Annotated in this window: 17 protein-coding genes; 4 read left to right on the plus strand and 13 right to left on the minus strand. The window is 65.5% G+C overall.

The window, feature by feature from the left end; all coding sequences use genetic code 11:
• Positions 1-45: 45 nt before the first annotated feature.
• The 6 genes from ACZ48C_RS00315 to ACZ48C_RS00340 form a co-directional block, all read right to left on the minus strand.
• Positions 46-1,323, minus strand: a complete 1,278-nt coding sequence (locus tag ACZ48C_RS00315; protein ID WP_119257364.1) for an imelysin family protein — start codon at positions 1,321-1,323, stop codon at positions 46-48.
• Positions 1,324-1,520: 197 nt separating this feature from the next.
• A complete protein-coding gene (locus ACZ48C_RS00320; protein ID WP_464781831.1) occupies positions 1,521-2,810 on the minus strand; it encodes an RsmB/NOP family class I SAM-dependent RNA methyltransferase in 1,290 nt (429 codons plus the stop codon).
• A 77-nt stretch (positions 2,811-2,887) separates the two neighbouring features.
• Positions 2,888-3,247 (minus strand): septal ring lytic transglycosylase RlpA family protein, encoded by a 360-nt coding sequence (locus tag ACZ48C_RS00325; RefSeq protein WP_119257498.1) that lies wholly within the window; start codon positions 3,245-3,247, stop codon positions 2,888-2,890.
• 365 nt (positions 3,248-3,612) lie between these two features.
• Positions 3,613-4,485: an SDR family oxidoreductase gene (locus ACZ48C_RS00330; RefSeq protein WP_464781832.1), complete on the minus strand. Its 873-nt coding sequence runs from the start codon at positions 4,483-4,485 to the stop codon at positions 3,613-3,615.
• Positions 4,482-5,627 (minus strand): tRNA epoxyqueuosine(34) reductase QueG, encoded by a 1,146-nt coding sequence (gene queG / locus ACZ48C_RS00335; RefSeq protein ID WP_464781833.1) that lies wholly within the window; start codon positions 5,625-5,627, stop codon positions 4,482-4,484. Before queG ends, ACZ48C_RS00330 begins: the two co-directional genes overlap by 4 nt.
• A gap of 10 nt (positions 5,628-5,637) precedes the next feature.
• Positions 5,638-6,330 carry a glutathione S-transferase family protein gene (locus ACZ48C_RS00340; RefSeq protein ID WP_119257368.1) on the minus strand — a complete coding sequence of 231 codons (693 nt, stop codon included), beginning with the start codon at positions 6,328-6,330 and terminating at the stop codon, positions 5,638-5,640.
• A gap of 190 nt (positions 6,331-6,520) precedes the next feature.
• On the opposite strand from ACZ48C_RS00340, the gene ACZ48C_RS00345 reads away from it, so the two are divergent.
• The gene (locus ACZ48C_RS00345) at positions 6,521-7,327 is read left to right on the plus strand and encodes an undecaprenyl-diphosphate phosphatase (RefSeq protein ID WP_119257369.1); all 807 of its coding nucleotides are present in this window, start codon (positions 6,521-6,523) and stop codon (positions 7,325-7,327) included.
• 38 nt (positions 7,328-7,365) lie between these two features.
• On the opposite strand, the gene ACZ48C_RS00350 is transcribed toward ACZ48C_RS00345, so the two are convergent.
• The 7 genes from ACZ48C_RS00350 to dnaN form a co-directional block, all read right to left on the minus strand.
• On the minus strand, positions 7,366-7,515 hold the full coding sequence (locus ACZ48C_RS00350; protein ID WP_162911418.1) for a hypothetical protein: 150 nt from the start codon (positions 7,513-7,515) through the stop codon (positions 7,366-7,368).
• 253 nt (positions 7,516-7,768) lie between these two features.
• Positions 7,769-8,749, minus strand: a complete 981-nt coding sequence (locus tag ACZ48C_RS00355) for a complex I NDUFA9 subunit family protein (RefSeq protein WP_464781834.1) — start codon at positions 8,747-8,749, stop codon at positions 7,769-7,771.
• A gap of 120 nt (positions 8,750-8,869) precedes the next feature.
• Positions 8,870-9,157, minus strand: coding sequence for a DUF1330 domain-containing protein (locus ACZ48C_RS00360; protein WP_119257371.1), 288 nt, complete (start codon positions 9,155-9,157; stop codon positions 8,870-8,872).
• Between the two features lie 16 nt (positions 9,158-9,173).
• Complete coding sequence (gene pyrF / locus ACZ48C_RS00365) at positions 9,174-9,872, minus strand: orotidine-5'-phosphate decarboxylase (RefSeq protein ID WP_464781835.1); 699 nt, start codon at positions 9,870-9,872, stop codon at positions 9,174-9,176.
• 2 nt (positions 9,873-9,874) lie between these two features.
• Positions 9,875-10,456, minus strand: a complete 582-nt coding sequence (locus ACZ48C_RS00370) for a histidine phosphatase family protein (protein WP_464781836.1) — start codon at positions 10,454-10,456, stop codon at positions 9,875-9,877.
• A gap of 9 nt (positions 10,457-10,465) precedes the next feature.
• Positions 10,466-11,068 (minus strand): phospholipid N-methyltransferase PmtA, encoded by a 603-nt coding sequence (pmtA, locus tag ACZ48C_RS00375; RefSeq protein ID WP_119257374.1) that lies wholly within the window; start codon positions 11,066-11,068, stop codon positions 10,466-10,468.
• 226 nt (positions 11,069-11,294) lie between these two features.
• Positions 11,295-12,413, minus strand: a complete 1,119-nt coding sequence (gene dnaN / locus ACZ48C_RS00380) for a DNA polymerase III subunit beta (protein ID WP_318910657.1) — start codon at positions 12,411-12,413, stop codon at positions 11,295-11,297.
• Positions 12,414-12,645: 232 nt separating this feature from the next.
• On the opposite strand from dnaN, the gene rsmI reads away from it, so the two are divergent.
• From rsmI to ACZ48C_RS00395, 3 genes are all read left to right on the plus strand, one after another.
• Positions 12,646-13,572 (plus strand): 16S rRNA (cytidine(1402)-2'-O)-methyltransferase, encoded by a 927-nt coding sequence (gene rsmI, locus ACZ48C_RS00385; RefSeq protein ID WP_464782825.1) that lies wholly within the window; start codon positions 12,646-12,648, stop codon positions 13,570-13,572.
• Positions 13,562-13,930 carry a YraN family protein gene (locus tag ACZ48C_RS00390; protein WP_464781837.1) on the plus strand — a complete coding sequence of 123 codons (369 nt, stop codon included), beginning with the start codon at positions 13,562-13,564 and terminating at the stop codon, positions 13,928-13,930. Before rsmI ends, ACZ48C_RS00390 begins: the two co-directional genes overlap by 11 nt.
• 103 nt (positions 13,931-14,033) lie before the next feature.
• On the plus strand, positions 14,034-15,332 hold the full coding sequence (locus ACZ48C_RS00395; RefSeq protein ID WP_464781838.1) for an extracellular solute-binding protein: 1,299 nt from the start codon (positions 14,034-14,036) through the stop codon (positions 15,330-15,332).
• The last annotated feature ends 79 nt before the right edge of the window (positions 15,333-15,411 follow it).

Below are 15,411 nucleotides of genomic sequence, written 5' to 3' on the forward strand. Positions count from 1 at the left end.
TGCTGGATCGGGCCGCCGTTCATGCGCGGCGGCCCGCCTTCTATCTTATTTGAAGACCGCGCCAGGATTGTCCAGGCTGTCGGAGCCTTCAAGCTCGATCTTGCCGAGGTCGAGCGCCGTGATGACGCGCTCGATCGTCTTCGTCTGGTCGATCAGGCTGTCGATGGCGGTCTGGACGACCTTGTTGCCCTCCGCATTGCCTTCGCCGATCATCTGGTCGTAGGCTTCGCCGCCTTCCGCACGGTCCACCAGCGCCTTGAAGGCGGTGTGGCTGGCGTCGAGCTTGGCCGTCATCTCCTTGTCGAGCGCGGCGTCCTTCTCGGCGACGAGCTCGTGCAGCGACGGACCGGTCAGCTTGGAGCCGTCCGGGCGGGTATATTCACCTGTATAGACGGTCTGGATGCCGACGACGTCGTAGTAGTGCGAGTTGTGCGTGTTGTCGGAGAAGCAATCGTGCTCTTCTTCCGGATCGTGCAGCAGGAGGCCGAGCTTCATGCGCTCGCCGGCGAGTTCGCCGTAGGAGAGCGAGCCCATGCCGGTCAGCATCGCGGTGATGCCGGCCTTCGGGTCGGCCGTCACGTTCTTGGTGGCGTCGCCGTCCGGCGACCAGGCCTTGACCATGTCTTCGAGGTCGGAGACGAGCAGCGAGGAGGCGGCCTTCAGGTAGGCGGCGCGGCGGTCGCAATTGCCGTTGGTGCAATTGGCCGTGTCGTAGTCCGTCGCCGGGCGGTTGCCGGCGCCCGCACCCGTGCCGTTGAGGTCCTGGCCCCACAGCAGGAATTCGATGGCGTGGTAGCCGGTCGCCACGTTCGCTTCGACGCCGCCCGCTTCATGCAGTTCCTGCAGCACTTCCGGCGTGATCGTCGTGGCGTCGATCGCCTTGCCGGCGATTTCCAGCTTCGGATTGGCGATGACATTGGCGACGAAGAGCGCGTTCTCGTCGCTTTCCGTGCCGTAGCTCGGGTCGACATAGTCGATCAGGCCCTCATCGAGCGGCCAGGCGTTCACCTTGCCTTCCCATTCATCGACGATCGGGTTGCCGAAGCGGTAGGCTTCCGTCTGCTGGTAGGGCACGCGGGACTTGAGCCACGCCTCGCGCGCCGCCTTCAGCGTGTCGTCACCGGGCTTGGCGATGAGGGCGTCGATTGCCGCGTCGAGCGCCTTGGCGGCGTCGAGCGCATCGGAATACTTGGCGTGGGCGATGTCCGTATAGTGCTTGACGATCGCAGCCGGATCGGCAGCCGCATGGGCGGAACCGATGGCGAGGCTGGACGCCGCGGCAGCAAGCGCAAAGGCGGCCGCGCGAAGGAAGGAAGTGGTCATGACGTCTCCTGGTGTCCTGTTTGACGTGTCCCCCCGACACCGGAGCAGCGGCGAACGCCGCCCGGATGGCCCGGCGGTCGGCCGGGTTCGGGTAATTCAGGCCTCGCTGTCATGGACCAAATAAAAACTGGTGTCAAAGTGTATAGTTTAGAATGGTTTCAACCTGTTGCGCCGTTTTTTGACGGAGCACAAGGAATTCAGCCTTTGCGGCCCATGGCGCAGAAGAAGAAACCGTCCGTGTCGGTGGAGGCGGGCGTCAGCGTCACGGTCCTGCCGTCGCGCGAGCGGGGCTGCGGCCTGTCCGCGCCGAAGAGCGTCTGCCAGGTCTCCATGACGGGCAGGATCTCGAAATCGGAATTGGCCTTGCAGAAGCCGTGGACCTGTTCCTCGTTCTCCTGCGGCAGGATGGAACAGGTGACGTAGATGAGGCGGCCGCCGGGGCGCACGAAGGCGCTGGCATTGGCGAGAGCTTCCTGCTGCTGGGCGAGGCGTTCCTCGAGGTTCTTCTCGGTGAGGCGCCACTTGGTGTCCGGTCGCCGGCGCCAGGTACCGGTGCCCGTGCAGGGTGCGTCGACCAGCACGCGGTCGAAGCGTGCGGTCATGGGGGCGAGGCCGGCAAGGTCCTCGTGGACCTGGACATTGCGCGTGCCGGCGCGCTTCAGCCGCTCGATGATCGGGGCGAGGCGCTTGCGGTCGGTGTCATAGGCGTGGACCTGGCCCTTGTTGTGCATGGCGGCCGCCATGGCGAGCGTCTTGCCGCCGCCGCCGGCGCAGAAGTCGAGCACCTGCTCGCCCTCCCCGGGCACGACGAGGTCGGCGACGATCTGCGAGCCCTCGTCCTGCACCTCGAACCAGCCCTTCTGGAAGGCGAGGTCCGCGGTGACGTTGGGAAGGCGCGACGGGCCTTCGCCGGCCGGAATGCGGATGCCCTGCCTTGCGATGGCGGAGGCCAGCGCCCCGTTGCGCTCCAGCGCCTTCAGCACCTTGTCGCGGCCGGCCTTGAGCGTGTTGGCCCTGAGGTCCAGCGTCGGCCGGCCGGCGAGCGCTCTTGCTTCCGCCAGCCACTCGCCGCCGAAGTTCGTCTCGAAGGAAGGCTGGATCCATTCGGGAATGTCGCCCTGCACATGGAGCGGGGCCGTGGCGAGGTCGCGGGCGTGGAAGGCGGCGAGAGCGTCCTGCGAAAGCGGCTGCGGGGCGAAGCGGTCGCCCTCGAATTCGGCGGCAAGTGCCTCGGGCGCAAGTCCCCACTGGCGCAGGAGCACGGCATGGCCGAGGGCGGTGGGGCTGTCGTCGTCCATCAGGAAGGCGTGCGACAGTTTCATGCGCAGCGCGTCGTAGACGATATTGCCGATCGCGGCACGGTCGCCGGAGCCGGCGAAGCGATGGGAAAGGCCCCAGTCCTTGAGCGCATCGGCGACGGGGCGCCGCCGCGTCTCGATATCCGTCAGAACCTCGATGGCTCCCGAGAGCCGCCCACCCAATCGCATCCGTCTACTCCGTTTTGCGTCGTGGTAGCGGCGGAATGCGCGAAGGGCAAGCCGGGCGCCGCAGATTCCGCGGAGCGTCAGCCGATGACTTCGTAACAGATCTTGGCGTGGCCCGAGCGGATCATGCCGATGTTGGAGGCTGCTGCCTTGGAAAGGTCGAGCACCCGGCCGCGGATGAACGGGCCGCGATCGTTGATGCGGACGACGACGCTCTTGCCGTTGTTCGAATTGGTGACCTTCACCTTGGTGCCGAAGCGCAGGCTCCGGTGGGCGGCGGTCAGCATGTTCGGGTTCATCCGTTCGCCGGAAGCGGTGCGCGAATGCAGCGCATACCACGAGGCGCGGCCGCAGCCGGCGGCTTCAGCTTCGGAGAAAGTAACGAATGTCGAGGAGGCGGCGAGGAGGGAGGCAAGGGCGAGGCTGGAGAGCTTGAGCATCATGTATCGGACGACCTTCCGGGAAAGTTGCGGTTTTCCACTGTGTTGATCGCCCTATGAGGAAGCAAAAGTGGCGAAAACGTGCCTCAACCCGCCACAAGTGCCGGCAAACGGCCCTCCGATATACAGTCCATCGCCCACGATGGATTTTTAACCTTGGTTAACGGGGCAGGAAAAGCGCTTGCGAATCAGTCGCTAAACTGGATCGACTTGGAAGTTGGAATGTCTGTGCGGCAATCCTGCAAATTTTCGGAAAAAACTTTCAATATTAGCAATTTCTGCGTAGGAATTCGGAGGCGAAAATGGGGCAGATAAATTATAAGTTGTAGAAAATCGCAAAACGGGCCGCGCGGGCCCGTCCTCCGTCAGCCCCGCCAGCGCCCGGACGAGAGAAGCTCGGCGAGCGACTGACGGTAGTTCGGGAAGCGGAATTCGAAGCCCGCAGCCTTCAGTTTCGCGTTCGAGACGCGCTTGTTCTCCCCGTAGAAAGACCGGGCCATGGGAGAAAGTTCCGCCGTTTCGAAAGGAATGTCCGGCGGGGTCGGCAGGCCCATCAGCCGGGCGGCTTCCGCGACCACGTCCTGCGGCGGGCCGGGCTCGTCGTCGGTGATGTTCCAGACGCCGCCGAGATGCCGTTCGGCAAGGAAGAGGGCAGAGCGGCCGATATCCTCGACGCGGATGCGGTTGAACACCTGGTCCTGCTTGATCAGGCGGCGGGCGGTGCCTTCCTCCATGTTGCGCAGCGCGTTGCGGCCCGGCCCGTAGATGCCCGCGAGGCGCAGCACGGCGATAGGAAGGCCGGAGGCCGCGCCATGGGCGAGCCAGCGCTCCTCCGCCTCGACCCGCTCGACGGAGCGGGCGGAAACGGGGTTCAGCGCGGTCCCCTCGTCGACCCAGCCGCCCTTGTGGTCGCCATAGACGCCGACGGTGGAGAGATAGCCGGCCCATTCGAGCTTCGGCATCAATTGCGAAAGCGGGGGAACGCTGGCGCGGAACAGCGGATCGCCGTCGCGGCCGGGCGCGATGGACTGCACGACATGGGTGGCGCGGGCCATGTCGGCGGCAAGGTCGGCGGAAATCGTGCCGTCGAAGAGGAGGGGCGTCATCCCGAGGCCGCGCAGCGCCTCCTCCTTCTCCGCCGAGCGAGTCGTGCCCGAGACGGTGAAGCCGGCGGCCAGGAAGGTTTCGCCGATGGCCTTGCCGGAAAAGCCGGCGCCGAGGATCAGGAGGTGCTTCATGGTCTTTCCGCCTTCGCTCTTGCATATTCCGCGCGCACGTCCTCGTCCGCGTCATCCGTCCTTCCTGCCGCAAATTCCGCGAATTCGGAAGCCGTCATCAGGCGGGAAAGCGCCCATGCGGCCATGCCGCGCACCACGGGCGCGGCATCGTCGGCAAGGCGGATGCAGGTTTCGATAAGGTCGCGGTCGCCGGAATTGCCGGCGGCGATCAGCACGTTGCGGATGAAGCGGTCGCGGCCGATGCGCTTGACGGGCGAGCCGGAGAAATGGGCGCGGAAGCCGGGATCGTCGAAGGTAAGGAGATCGGCGATGGCCGGCGCCTTCAGTTCCTCGCGGGCGACGAGCTTCATCTCGGAGGCGGCCGCGGCGAACTTGTTCCAGGGACAGGCGGCAAGGCAATCGTCGCAGCCATAGATGCGGTTGCCGATCCGTTCGCGGATGTCCGGCTCGATCAAGCCTTTGTGCTCGATCGTGAGATAGGAGATGCAGCGCCGCGCATCGAGCTTGTAGGGCGCCGGGAAGGCATCGGTCGGGCAGGCGTCGAGACAGGCCCGGCAGGAGCCGCAATGGTCGCGCTCCGGCTCGTCGCGGAGGAGGTCGGCAGTGGTGAAGAGGCTGCCGAGGAAGAGCCAGGAGCCGTGCGTGCGGCTGACGAGATTGGTGTGCTTGCCCTGCCAGCCGAGCCCGGCGGCGGCGGCCAGCGGCTTTTCCATGACGGGCGCAGTATCGACGAAGACCTTGACGTCCGCCCCGCCGCGCGCGGCAAAGCGCGTCGCCACTTCCTTCAGCCGGCCCTTGATGATGTCGTGATAGTCGCGGTTCTGCGCATAGACGGAGATCGCCGCGCGGTCCGGCATGGCGAGCACGGCGCGCGGATCGTGCTCCGGCCCGTAATTCATGCCGAAGAGGACGACGGAGCGCACGTCGCTCCACAGGACGCGCGGATCGGCCCGGCGCGCCTCGGTCTCCGCCATCCAGTCCATCGTGCCGTGGTAGCCGGCGGAAAGGAAGTCGGCGAGCCGTGCCGGCGCCTGGGGAATAGAATCGGGGCCGGTGATGCGACAGAGGTCGAAGCCTTTGTCCGCCGCTTCCGCCTTGAGGAAGTCGGTCAGGCGGCGCCGGAGCCTGTCGTCGCCCGACATGGCGTCATCCTCAGAAGTCGAGGTCCGCGTAATGCGAGACCGGGGTCACGCCGCGCACGCGCTCGGCGAGCAGCGGGCGGAAGGAGGGGCGGGATTTCAGCCGCTGGTACCAGTCCTTGGCCTGCGGCGCGTCCGTCCAGTTGATCTCGCCCATATAGTCGAGAACGGAGACGGCGGCTGCGGCGGCAAGGTCGGCATAGCTGAGCCGGTCGCCGGCAAGATAGGTGCGCGAACCGGCAAGCCAGGAAAGATATTTCATGTGCTGGCGGATATTGGCGCGCGAATTGCGCAGGATCTTGCTGTCCGGCGGCCCGCCGCCCTGGTCGGAGGTCATCTGAAGCTTGAAGATGCGCTCGCGCACCAGGGGCCGCGTCACGTCCTGCTCCATCTTCTGAAGGAACCATTCGGTGAGGCGGCGGATTTCCGCGCGCTGGAACGGGTCCTCGGCAAGCAGCCGCCGGTCGCGCTTGAGGACGCCATGGGTCTCGTCGAGATATTCCGAAATGATGCTCGCGCCACAGAGCGCCCGCATGCTGTCGTCGACATAGACGGGCAGGGTGCCGGCCGGATTAAGCGCCAGGAAGTCGCGTCGGTTTTCCCAGGGCTGTTCCTCGGCAAGCTCCGTCTGGAAGCCGTATTCCGCCAGGATCAGCCGGACGAAGCGGGAGGCAGAGGACATCGGGTGATGATAGAGTGTGGGCATGGACGCTGCTTTACTGGTCTTGCGGAAGGGGTTGCCCCGGGCCCTGGCGCGCGTGCGGCGCAGATCCGGATCACGGCTGATTTGACGAACCTATAGAAATTTGATGGTACAAACACAAGCGAATCGGGCTTTTTGCCGTATGCCCGGTTTCGTTTCGTGCCTTTCCTTCCTCCCATCCCAAGGAACATCCATGGCAGACCAGTCCATCGTCAGCGCCCTCGTTCTCGGCCTAATCGAGGGCTTGACCGAATTCATCCCCGTCTCTTCCACCGCCCATATCCTGCTCGCCGGGCATTTCCTCGGCTTCAAGTCGCCCGGCAACACCTTCGCGGTGTTGATCCAGCTCGGCGCGATCCTCGCGATCCTGTCGGTCTATAGCGCCAAGCTGTTGCGCATCGCCTTCGCGCTGCCCTCGAGCCCGGAGGCGCGGCGCTTCGTCATCAGCATCCTCGTCGCCTTCCTGCCGGCTGCGGTGATCGGCGCGCTGGCGCATGATTTCATCAAGACGGTGCTTTTCGAGACGCCGATGCTGATCTGCGTCGTGCTGATCGTCGGCGGCGTCATCCTCTATGCGATCGACCGCATGCCGCTGACGCCGCGCTATACGGATGCGATGAAGTATCCGCCCTCGCTCGCCTTCAAGATCGGCCTCTGCCAGTGCCTTGCCATGATCCCCGGCACCTCGCGCTCGGGCGCGACGATCGCCGGCGCCCTTTTGATGGGCACCGACAAGCGCTCGGCGGCGGAATTCTCGTTCTTCCTGGCGATGCCCACCATGGTCGGCGCCTTCGCGCTGGACCTCTACAAGAACCGGGACGCGCTTTCGTCCGACGACGTGCTTCTCATCGGCGTCGGCTTTGCCGCCGCCTTCGTCGCGGGCCTCTTCGTCGTGCGCTCGCTGCTCGACTTCGTCTCGCGCCGCGGCTTCACGCTGTTCGCGATCTGGCGGATCGTCGTCGGCGTGCTGGGCCTTGCGGCGCTTCTAATCTGGGGCTGAAAGGCCGGCTTCGGCCGGCCCGACGGGCTGGCCGGGGCTTACTTGACCGAAGCGGTCGTGCAGGGATCGACGCCATAGGCCGGCGAGCAGCCGTGCTTGCTGGCGGAGACCGTCGTGGGCGCGGCAAAGGACCCGGCCACGATGATCAGAGCCGAAAATCCGAAGAAGATTGCAATTGCCTTGCCCATTTGCGCCGGAAGCCTCTTGAAGTGCTGAAATGCGCCGTGTCCGTCTCTTTTGCATGACGCGGCGGGGGCGGTGTTTATTCGCAGGTCCCGTTACAATCAATATCGCGACATGCTGAATCGGGCGTAAATGCCGCAACGCTTTTTTGAACCGCTGCATAAGTGCAACAGCAGGCCGGAGCGCTTTGAAAAAAACGGACCGGCCGCCGCGGAAATCCTCCCGCGACGGCCGGTTCTGCATTTCTAAAAGGGGCGATCAGGCCGTGCGGTCGATCTTGGTGAACTGGCCCTGCGGGCGGTAGCGCACGAGATAGCTCGGCAGGATCGCCTCGGCCAGGACCGGCTCGATGCCGAGGCCTTCCAGCGTGCGGCCGTCCTTGCGGGCCGTCTCGGACACCACATTGTCGGCGCGCAGCAGCTTGACCTGGTCGGAGGTCAGCGGCGGCTTGACGAAGGGGATCAGCGAGGCGATGGAGCCGATCAGCGAGGCGATGCCGAAGGGCAGCGCGACGAGCGGGCGCTTGCGGTCGACGATGCGCAGCATCGTTTCGAGACACTGGCGGAAAGTCAGCACTTCCGGGCCGCCGAGCTCATAGACGCGGCCGCGCCCGATCGTGCCGTCCACCGAGCGGGCCACCGCTTCGGCGACGTCGTTCACATAGACCGGCTGGAACTTCGTGTGCCCGCCGCCGATGAGCGGCAGGGCCGGCGCGAAGCGCGACATCTCGGCGAATTTGTTGAAGAAGCCGTCTTCCGGGCCGAAAACGATGGACGGGCGCAGGATCACGGCGTCCGGCACCGTGCGCATGACCGCCGCCTCGCCGCGCGCCTTGGTGCGGGCATAGGAGGAGGGGGAGTTCTCGTCCGCGCCGATGGCGGAGATGTGGGTGAGCTTCGCGCCGACGGCACGGGCGGCCTCGGCCACCGCGCGGGCGCCGAAATCCTGAACGGCATCGAAGGTGTTGCGGCCGGTCTCGAAGAGCACGCCGACGCAGTTGACGACATGGTCGGAACCTTCGACCGCGCGGTCGACCGACTGGCGGTAGCGCAGGTTCGCCTGGACGAAGGAGATCTGGCCGACGCCGCCGATCGGCTGCAGGAAGCCGGCGAGGTCCGGGCGGCGCACGGCGACGCGGATGCGGTAGCCACGGCGCGCCAGCGCGCGCACCACATGACGCCCGACGAAGCCCGAGCCGCCGAAGACGGTGACGAGCGGCGGAAGGTTGGACAAGGTCATGAGGCTGCTCCTGAAGACTAGGATAGGTAGGTGAGGCCTACATAGCCCAAACAACCGGCAAGGTGAAGCGCGGCGAAGCGTCTCTCATGCCGGTTTTGCAAGGGCTTGCGGCCCGGGGGCTCAGAGGCCTTCGACGACCACCATCTCCGCATCCGCCACTTCCTGGCGGATGGCGGCGGCGATCTGGTATTCCGGCGAGTTGTAACAGTCGACGGCGGCCTGCAGCGAGGGGAACTCGATGATCACGTTGCGGGCGCGCACGCGGCCTTCCAACTGCGCGAAGGCGCCGCCGCGGGCGATGAAGTTCGCGCCGTATTTCTCGAAGGCCGGCTTGGCGGCGGCCACATAGTCCTTGTAGCGCTCGGGATCGCGCACATCGACCTGTGCAATCCAGTAACCCTTGGGCATGTCTGTCTCCCTCTTGTTATGCTGTAAGCGCGCCATCCATCTCGGCGAGGATCGCCTTTGTGGCCGCAAGCGGATCGGCGGCCTTGACGATGGGGCGGGCGACGACGAGGTGGCTGGAGCCGGCCTTCAGCGCATCGGCGGGCGTCATCACGCGCTTCTGGTCGCCGAGCTCGGCACCGGCGGGGCGGATGCCGGGGGTGACGATCGCCATGTCGGAACCGACGACCTTGCGCACGGCGCTCGCCTCTTCGGCCGAGCAGACCACGCCGCCCATGCCGGCGATGCGCGCCTGTTCGGCGCGGCGCAGCACCAGCGTGTGCGGATCGTATTCATAGCCGGCGTCGATGACGTCCTTGGCGTCCATGGACGTCAGCACCGTGACGCCGAGCAGGCAGAGGTCCGAGCCCTTGGCGGCGGAGATGGCGGCGGCCATCGCCTTCGGATAGGCGTGCAGCGTCAGCATGGACATGCCCATCTTCACGATGTTCTCGACGCCCTTGGCCACCGTGTTGTCGATGTCCAGCAGCTTCATGTCGAGGAAGACCTTCTTGCCGTCCTTGGCAAGGTCGCGGGCGAATTCCAGTCCGCCGGCAAAGACGAGCTGGTAGCCGATCTTGTAGAAGAGGGCGGTGCTGCCGAGCGTCCGGACCACCTTTTCCGCCTCCGCGATGGTCGGTACATCGAGGCCAACGATCAGGCGGTCGCGCGCGGACATGGTCACATCCCTTTCCAAGATTCCATTGCCGTCCAGTCGCATGTGACGCTGCGGTCCGCAAGACGGAAAGCGAAAAGATTGCCGCCGCCCGCCGGCTGGTCGCCGTCGCGGAGGATGGGCGTGCCCTTGAGGTGACATTTCAGAAGCGTGCCGACACCGCCATGGCCAACGAAGGCGATGGGAACGGCCGGGTCATGGGTCGCGAGCACCCGCTCGACGGCGGCGGCGATGCGCGCCTGCGCATCCATCGCCCGTTCCCAGCCGTGAAAGCTTTCCTGCGGGTGGGCGAAGAATTCATCCGCTGCCGCCTCGAAGGCATCGGGCTGCAGGAAGCCCGTGGCTGAGCGGTCGTTCTCGCCCATGGCACGGTCCGTCTCGACGGGCACGCGGCCGGCGGCGAGGATGTCCGCCGTCTCGACGGCCTTGCGCTCCGTGCTCGCGACGAAGCGACCGATCCGCCCCGCCCAGTCGGACGCTGCGGCCAGAGCGGCGCGCTCCCGGCCACGTCCTGACAGGCCCCAGTCGGGCACCGGCACGGCCGGGTCGATGGCGACCTGCGGATGGGTAATATAGAGCGCGAACATTGCCGCCGCTCAGTGCGTGCGGCGGTAGGTCCAGAGCTGCGCCGGCGGGATATTGCGCACGACGAAGTCGAGATGGGTGATCTGGTAGCGATCCGGCATGGCGACGACGGGGGAGAGCGGGCCATAGGAGATCTGCACCACCGGTCGGCCGGCGGGGATGCGGGCGAGCAGGTCCTCGATCAGCGCGACGCGCCGGTGCATGGGGAAATTCAGCAGCGGCACGGCGGAGATGACGCTGTCGAAGGTGGCGTCGCGCAGCTCGCCGAGCGTCCTGTCGAGATCGAAGGCATCGCCGTTGATGAAGTTGACGCCGTGAAAGCGCTCGACGAGGTGATTGTAGAAATCCGTCGAGAACTCCACCGAGGTCAGCTTGTCCGGCGTGATGCCGGCCTGCAGGATCGCCTTGGTGATGACGCCGGTGCCGGGACCGAGTTCGAGGACGGGCAGGCCCGAGGCCGGGTTGACGACGCTCGCCATGCGGCGCGCGGTGACGGAGGATGTCGGGATGATGGCGCCGACCGCCTTGGTGTTGCTCACCCAGCCCTTGAAGAAGCGGATCTCGTCGTCGAATTTCCTGCCGAGCCGTTCCTTCACCTTCACGCGCAACGTCATGTCGTCTCCCCCTTCATGGTAGCATTTCCGAGGCCGGCGGCAGGTTTCATCCCGTCCGCATGGTTCGGCCCCGCCGAATATGTGACGCGGTTTGCGTCAAAAACAAGTCTGATTGCGCCGCCACCGGCAAGTTTCTCGAAGATGGCGGTATTGCCTTTTGCAAAAAAGAACCCGCCGGGCGACCGGCGGGTTCCTCGAACGATTTCCCGATGCCGCGACGGCCGGACTACACGCGCATCGGCATGAGCACGTAGAGCGCGTCGTCGCCGGCAAGGTCGCGCACCAGCGTCGGCGAACCCGGATCGGCCAGCATGAAGACGGCTTCCGTGCCGGAAAGCTGCGCGGTGATGTCGAGCAGGTATTTCGCGTTGAAGCCGATCTCCAGCGGGTCGTTCTCGTAGCCGACCGCCAGCTCTTCCGTCGCGCTGCCCGAATCCGGGTTGTTGACGGTGAGCGTCAGCTGGCCTTCGGTCAGCGCGAGCTTCACGGCGCGGCCGCGTTCGGAGGAAATGGTGGAAACGCGGTCGACGGCCTGCGCGAAGGACTGGCAGTCGATCTTCAGTTCCTTGTCGTTGTTGGTCGGGATCACGCGCTGGTAATCCGGGAAGGTGCCGTCGATCAGCTTGGAGGTCAGCACGATGGAGCCGATGGTGAAACGGATCTTGGCGTCCGAGACTTCGACGGTCACGGTGAGGTCAGGGTTGTCGACCAGCTTCTGGAGTTCACCGACCGTCTTGCGCGGAATGATGATGCCCGGCATGCCCTCGGAGCCCGAGGGGGCGTCCACGTCGGCGCGGGCCAGGCGATGGCCGTCGGTGGCGACGGCGCGCAGCTTCAGGTCGCCCTTGCTCTCGATCGTGTGGATGAAGATGCCGTTGAGGTAATAGCGGGTTTCCTCGGTCGAGATCGCGAACTGGGTGCGATCGATCAGCATCTTGAGGTCCGTCGCCTTGAGGCGGAACGTGTGCGAGAAGCTGCCGGCCGTAAGGTCAGGGAAGTCGGACTGCGGCAGGCACTGCAGCGAGAACTTCGAGCGGCCCGAAGCGACCGTCATCGACGCGCCGTCGGCGCTCGTCGCCAGCAGCACTTCCGAACCGTCGGAGAGTTTTCGCACGATGTCGTAGAGAAGGTGGGCGGGAACGGTCGTCGCACCGGCCTGTTCCACCTGCGCCGGCGTCGCCTCGGTGATCTCGAGGTCGAGGTCGGTCGCCTTCATGTCGAGGCTGGCGCCGTCGGCCCGCAGCAGCACGTTCGAGAGGATCGGGATCGTATTGCGCCGTTCGACCACGCGATGGACGTGGTTCAGCGACTTCAGAAGATTGGACCGCTCGAGAGTAATGCGCATGGAACTGTACCGCTTTCGACCGCTAGCCCGCCGGAACCCGGCGCGGCATTGCCTTGAAGGTCCGGCAGGTGCCGGAAGATGTGGACGGGCAAAATGGCAGAAGTTCCGGCCCGATTGCAAGTGCTAACGGTGCAGCACACACGATAGTCAACCGCCGGACCTTGCGGGGGCATCCGCGCTCGCCCATAAGGAGGGAAAAGTGCGGCCATTCGTGGCCGGAAAGGGACTGACGATGCGGGATGAAGGCTTGGCAAGCGGGGCAGGGGATGGCGCGAAAAGCTTCCGCCTCCACAATGCCATGATCCCCGCCCGGCCGCTGGAGCCGGCGCTCTATCTCGTCGCAACGCCCATCGGCAATCTCTCCGACATCACGCTGCGCGCGCTGGAAACACTGGCCGGCGCGGATGTGCTCGCCTGCGAGGACACGCGCGTCACCCGCGTGCTGCTCGACCGCTACGGTATCGTCAACCGGCCCTATGCCTATCACGAGTACAATGCGGACGAGGCAGGTCCCCGCCTGATCGCCGCGCTGGAAGCCGGAAAGTCCGTCGCCCTCGTCTCCGATGCGGGAACGCCGCTCGTCTCCGATCCCGGTTATCGCCTCGCGCTGCTTGCCATCGCGGCCGGCCACCGCGTCGTGCCGATCCCCGGCGCATCCGCCCCGCTCGCAGCCCTCGTCGGCTCGGGCCTGCCGAACGACGCCTTCTTCTTTGCCGGCTTCCTGCCCTCCAAGGACAAGGCGCGCCGCGACCGCCTCGCGGAGCTGGCGACTGTTCCGGCAACGCTCCTCTTCTTTGAATCGCCGCACCGCATCGCCGCGACGGTCGCCGCCGCCGCCGATGTGCTGGGCGAGGCGCGCGCGGCCTGCGTCTGCCGGGAACTCACGAAAACCTTCGAGGAATTCCGCCGCGGCACGCTGGGCGAGCTCGCCGCCCATTATGGCGACGGCGCTTCCGTCAAGGGCGAGATCGTCTTCGTCATCGGCCCGCCGGGTGAGGCGGCCGCGCCGGACGCGGAGGATGTCGACCGGCTGCTGACGATGCTCGCAAAGGACATGTCGACCGGCAAGGCGGCGACCGAGGCGGCGCGCCAGACCGGCCTGCCGCGCAAGGATCTCTACCAGCGCCTTCTCGACCTTAAGGGCGCCGATGGGCAATAGGACGGCGGACCCGAACCGGCTGAAAGCCTTCCGCCGGGGGCACGTCTCCGAATATCTCGCCGCGCTCTATCTCCTCGCCAGGGGCTATCGCATCCGCGCCATCCGCTACCGCACGAAACTGGGCGAGATCGACATTGTCGCCCGGCGCGGCGATCTCGTCATCTGCGTGGAGGTGAAAGCCCGCCGCGATGTCGACAGCGCCGTCTTCGCCGTCACCGGAACCGCGCAGCAACGCATCCGCGCGGCGAGTGAAATCTGGCTTTCCCGCCAGCCGGACGCCCATCGCTTGTCCTTACGATATGATATCGTTGCGGTCCTGCCCTGGCGGCTTCCGAAACACCTTCCGGATGCGTTTTGATTGAAAAGAAAATGTAACGAAACTGACATGAAAGCGTAACGCGTCTGTCATCGGCCGCCCTTAGTGCACCCCTCACACCAAGTCCGGTGAAGAGGAGCAACTCATGTTCAAGCCGCTTTCCCTCGCAGGTTTCGCACTCGCAATTTCCGCCACGACGTCGATGGCCGCCACCAACATCACCTGGTGGCACGGCATGGCCGGCCGCAACGGCGAGGTCATCAACGAAGTCGCCAAGAAGTTCAACGACGCCCAGTCGACCTGCGCCATCACGCCGGTTTCCAAGGGCACCTACGAGGAAGCGCTCGCTTCCGGCATCGCCGCCTTCCGTTCGGGCGAACAGCCGAACATCCTGCAGGTCTTCGATGCCGGCGCGGCGACGATCATCAATGCTCCGGGCGCCGTCATCCCGGCCGAGGACCTGATCACCCAGGCCGGCTACAAGTTCGACCGCGAAGCCTTCATCGAGGGCGTGCGCTACTTCTACGCCGCCCCGGACGGCAAGTTCGTCGGCATGCCGTTCAACTCCTCGGCGCCGATCATGTATGTGAACACCGAAGCTCTCGAAAAGGTTGGCGTCGAAGCGCCGAAGACCTGGGAAGAGTTCGAGGCGATCGCCCCGAAGCTGAAGGAAGCCGGCTACCTGCCGCTCGTCCAGTCGCAGCTCACCTGGCAGTTCACGGAAAACTTCTTTTCGCGCCACAACATCCAGTTCGCGACGAACAACAACGGCTACGACTCGGTCGCCGATACCAGGATCAACATGACGGACCCGAATCTCGTCATGATGTTCACCAAGCTCAAGGCCTGGGCTGACGAAGGCTACTTCGGCTACTACGGCGCCGGCTGGAACGACAACCAGAAGCTCTTCGAAGACGGCAAGGCCGCCTTCTGGATCGGCTCCTCGGGTTCGTTCGGCGGCCTCCAGAAGACCGCGCAGAAGCCGTTCACCGCAACCTTCCTGCCCTACTGGCAGAGCGTGAAGGGCGCCGGCACCAACACCTTCATCGGCGGTGCGGCCCTCTTCGCCATGTCCGGCAAGCCGGAAGCCGAGAACAAGTGCACGGCCGACTTCTTCCAGTTCCTGACCTCGCCGGAAGTGCAGAAGTTCTACCACGAGGCCACCGGCTACGTCGCCATTACCAAGGCGGCCTACGAGCTGGCGAAGTCCGAAGGCTACTACAAGGAGAAGCCGGTCGCCGAAGTCGGCATCCAGCAGCTCATGCTGCCCTCGGGCGAATGGTCGAAGGGTTACCGCCTCGGCTTCTACCCGCAGATCCGTGAAATCATGGAACGCGAATACGGCCGCATCTTCGCCGGCGAAACCTCGGTCGAGGACGCCCTGAAGACGATCGAGACCGAAGCGAACGACCTGCTCGCCCGCTTCGCCAAGACCGCCGGCTGATAGGTCCGCGTCCGGCAGGCCCCTCATCCGGCCTGCCGGCCACCTTCTCCCCGCCTGCGGGGAGAAGGGACAAGCCGCA

The sequence above is a fragment of the Shinella sp. 1A1 genome, from assembly GCF_055379515.1.

Excerpts from the sequence above, each read along its gene's own strand:
- ACZ48C_RS00315 (WP_119257364.1), bottom strand. The coding sequence starts at position 1,323 with ATGACCACTTCCTTCCTTCGCGCGGCCGCCTTTGCGCTTGCTGCCGCG.
- ACZ48C_RS00320 (WP_464781831.1), bottom strand. The coding sequence starts at position 2,810 with ATGCGATTGGGTGGGCGGCTCTCGGGAGCCATCGAGGTTCTGACGGAT.
- ACZ48C_RS00325 (WP_119257498.1), bottom strand. The coding sequence starts at position 3,247 with ATGCTCAAGCTCTCCAGCCTCGCCCTTGCCTCCCTCCTCGCCGCCTCC.
- ACZ48C_RS00330 (WP_464781832.1), bottom strand. The coding sequence starts at position 4,485 with ATGAAGCACCTCCTGATCCTCGGCGCCGGCTTTTCCGGCAAGGCCATC.
- queG (WP_464781833.1), bottom strand. The coding sequence starts at position 5,627 with ATGTCGGGCGACGACAGGCTCCGGCGCCGCCTGACCGACTTCCTCAAG.
- ACZ48C_RS00340 (WP_119257368.1), bottom strand. The coding sequence starts at position 6,330 with ATGCCCACACTCTATCATCACCCGATGTCCTCTGCCTCCCGCTTCGTC.
- ACZ48C_RS00345 (WP_119257369.1), top strand. The coding sequence starts at position 6,521 with ATGGCAGACCAGTCCATCGTCAGCGCCCTCGTTCTCGGCCTAATCGAG.
- ACZ48C_RS00350 (WP_162911418.1), bottom strand. The coding sequence starts at position 7,515 with ATGGGCAAGGCAATTGCAATCTTCTTCGGATTTTCGGCTCTGATCATC.
- ACZ48C_RS00355 (WP_464781834.1), bottom strand. The coding sequence starts at position 8,749 with ATGACCTTGTCCAACCTTCCGCCGCTCGTCACCGTCTTCGGCGGCTCG.
- ACZ48C_RS00360 (WP_119257371.1), bottom strand. The coding sequence starts at position 9,157 with ATGCCCAAGGGTTACTGGATTGCACAGGTCGATGTGCGCGATCCCGAG.
- pyrF (WP_464781835.1), bottom strand. The coding sequence starts at position 9,872 with ATGTCCGCGCGCGACCGCCTGATCGTTGGCCTCGATGTACCGACCATC.
- ACZ48C_RS00370 (WP_464781836.1), bottom strand. The coding sequence starts at position 10,456 with ATGTTCGCGCTCTATATTACCCATCCGCAGGTCGCCATCGACCCGGCC.
- pmtA (WP_119257374.1), bottom strand. The coding sequence starts at position 11,068 with ATGACGTTGCGCGTGAAGGTGAAGGAACGGCTCGGCAGGAAATTCGAC.
- dnaN (WP_318910657.1), bottom strand. The coding sequence starts at position 12,413 with ATGCGCATTACTCTCGAGCGGTCCAATCTTCTGAAGTCGCTGAACCAC.
- rsmI (WP_464782825.1), top strand. The coding sequence starts at position 12,646 with ATGCGGGATGAAGGCTTGGCAAGCGGGGCAGGGGATGGCGCGAAAAGC.
- ACZ48C_RS00390 (WP_464781837.1), top strand. The coding sequence starts at position 13,562 with ATGGGCAATAGGACGGCGGACCCGAACCGGCTGAAAGCCTTCCGCCGG.
- ACZ48C_RS00395 (WP_464781838.1), top strand. The coding sequence starts at position 14,034 with ATGTTCAAGCCGCTTTCCCTCGCAGGTTTCGCACTCGCAATTTCCGCC.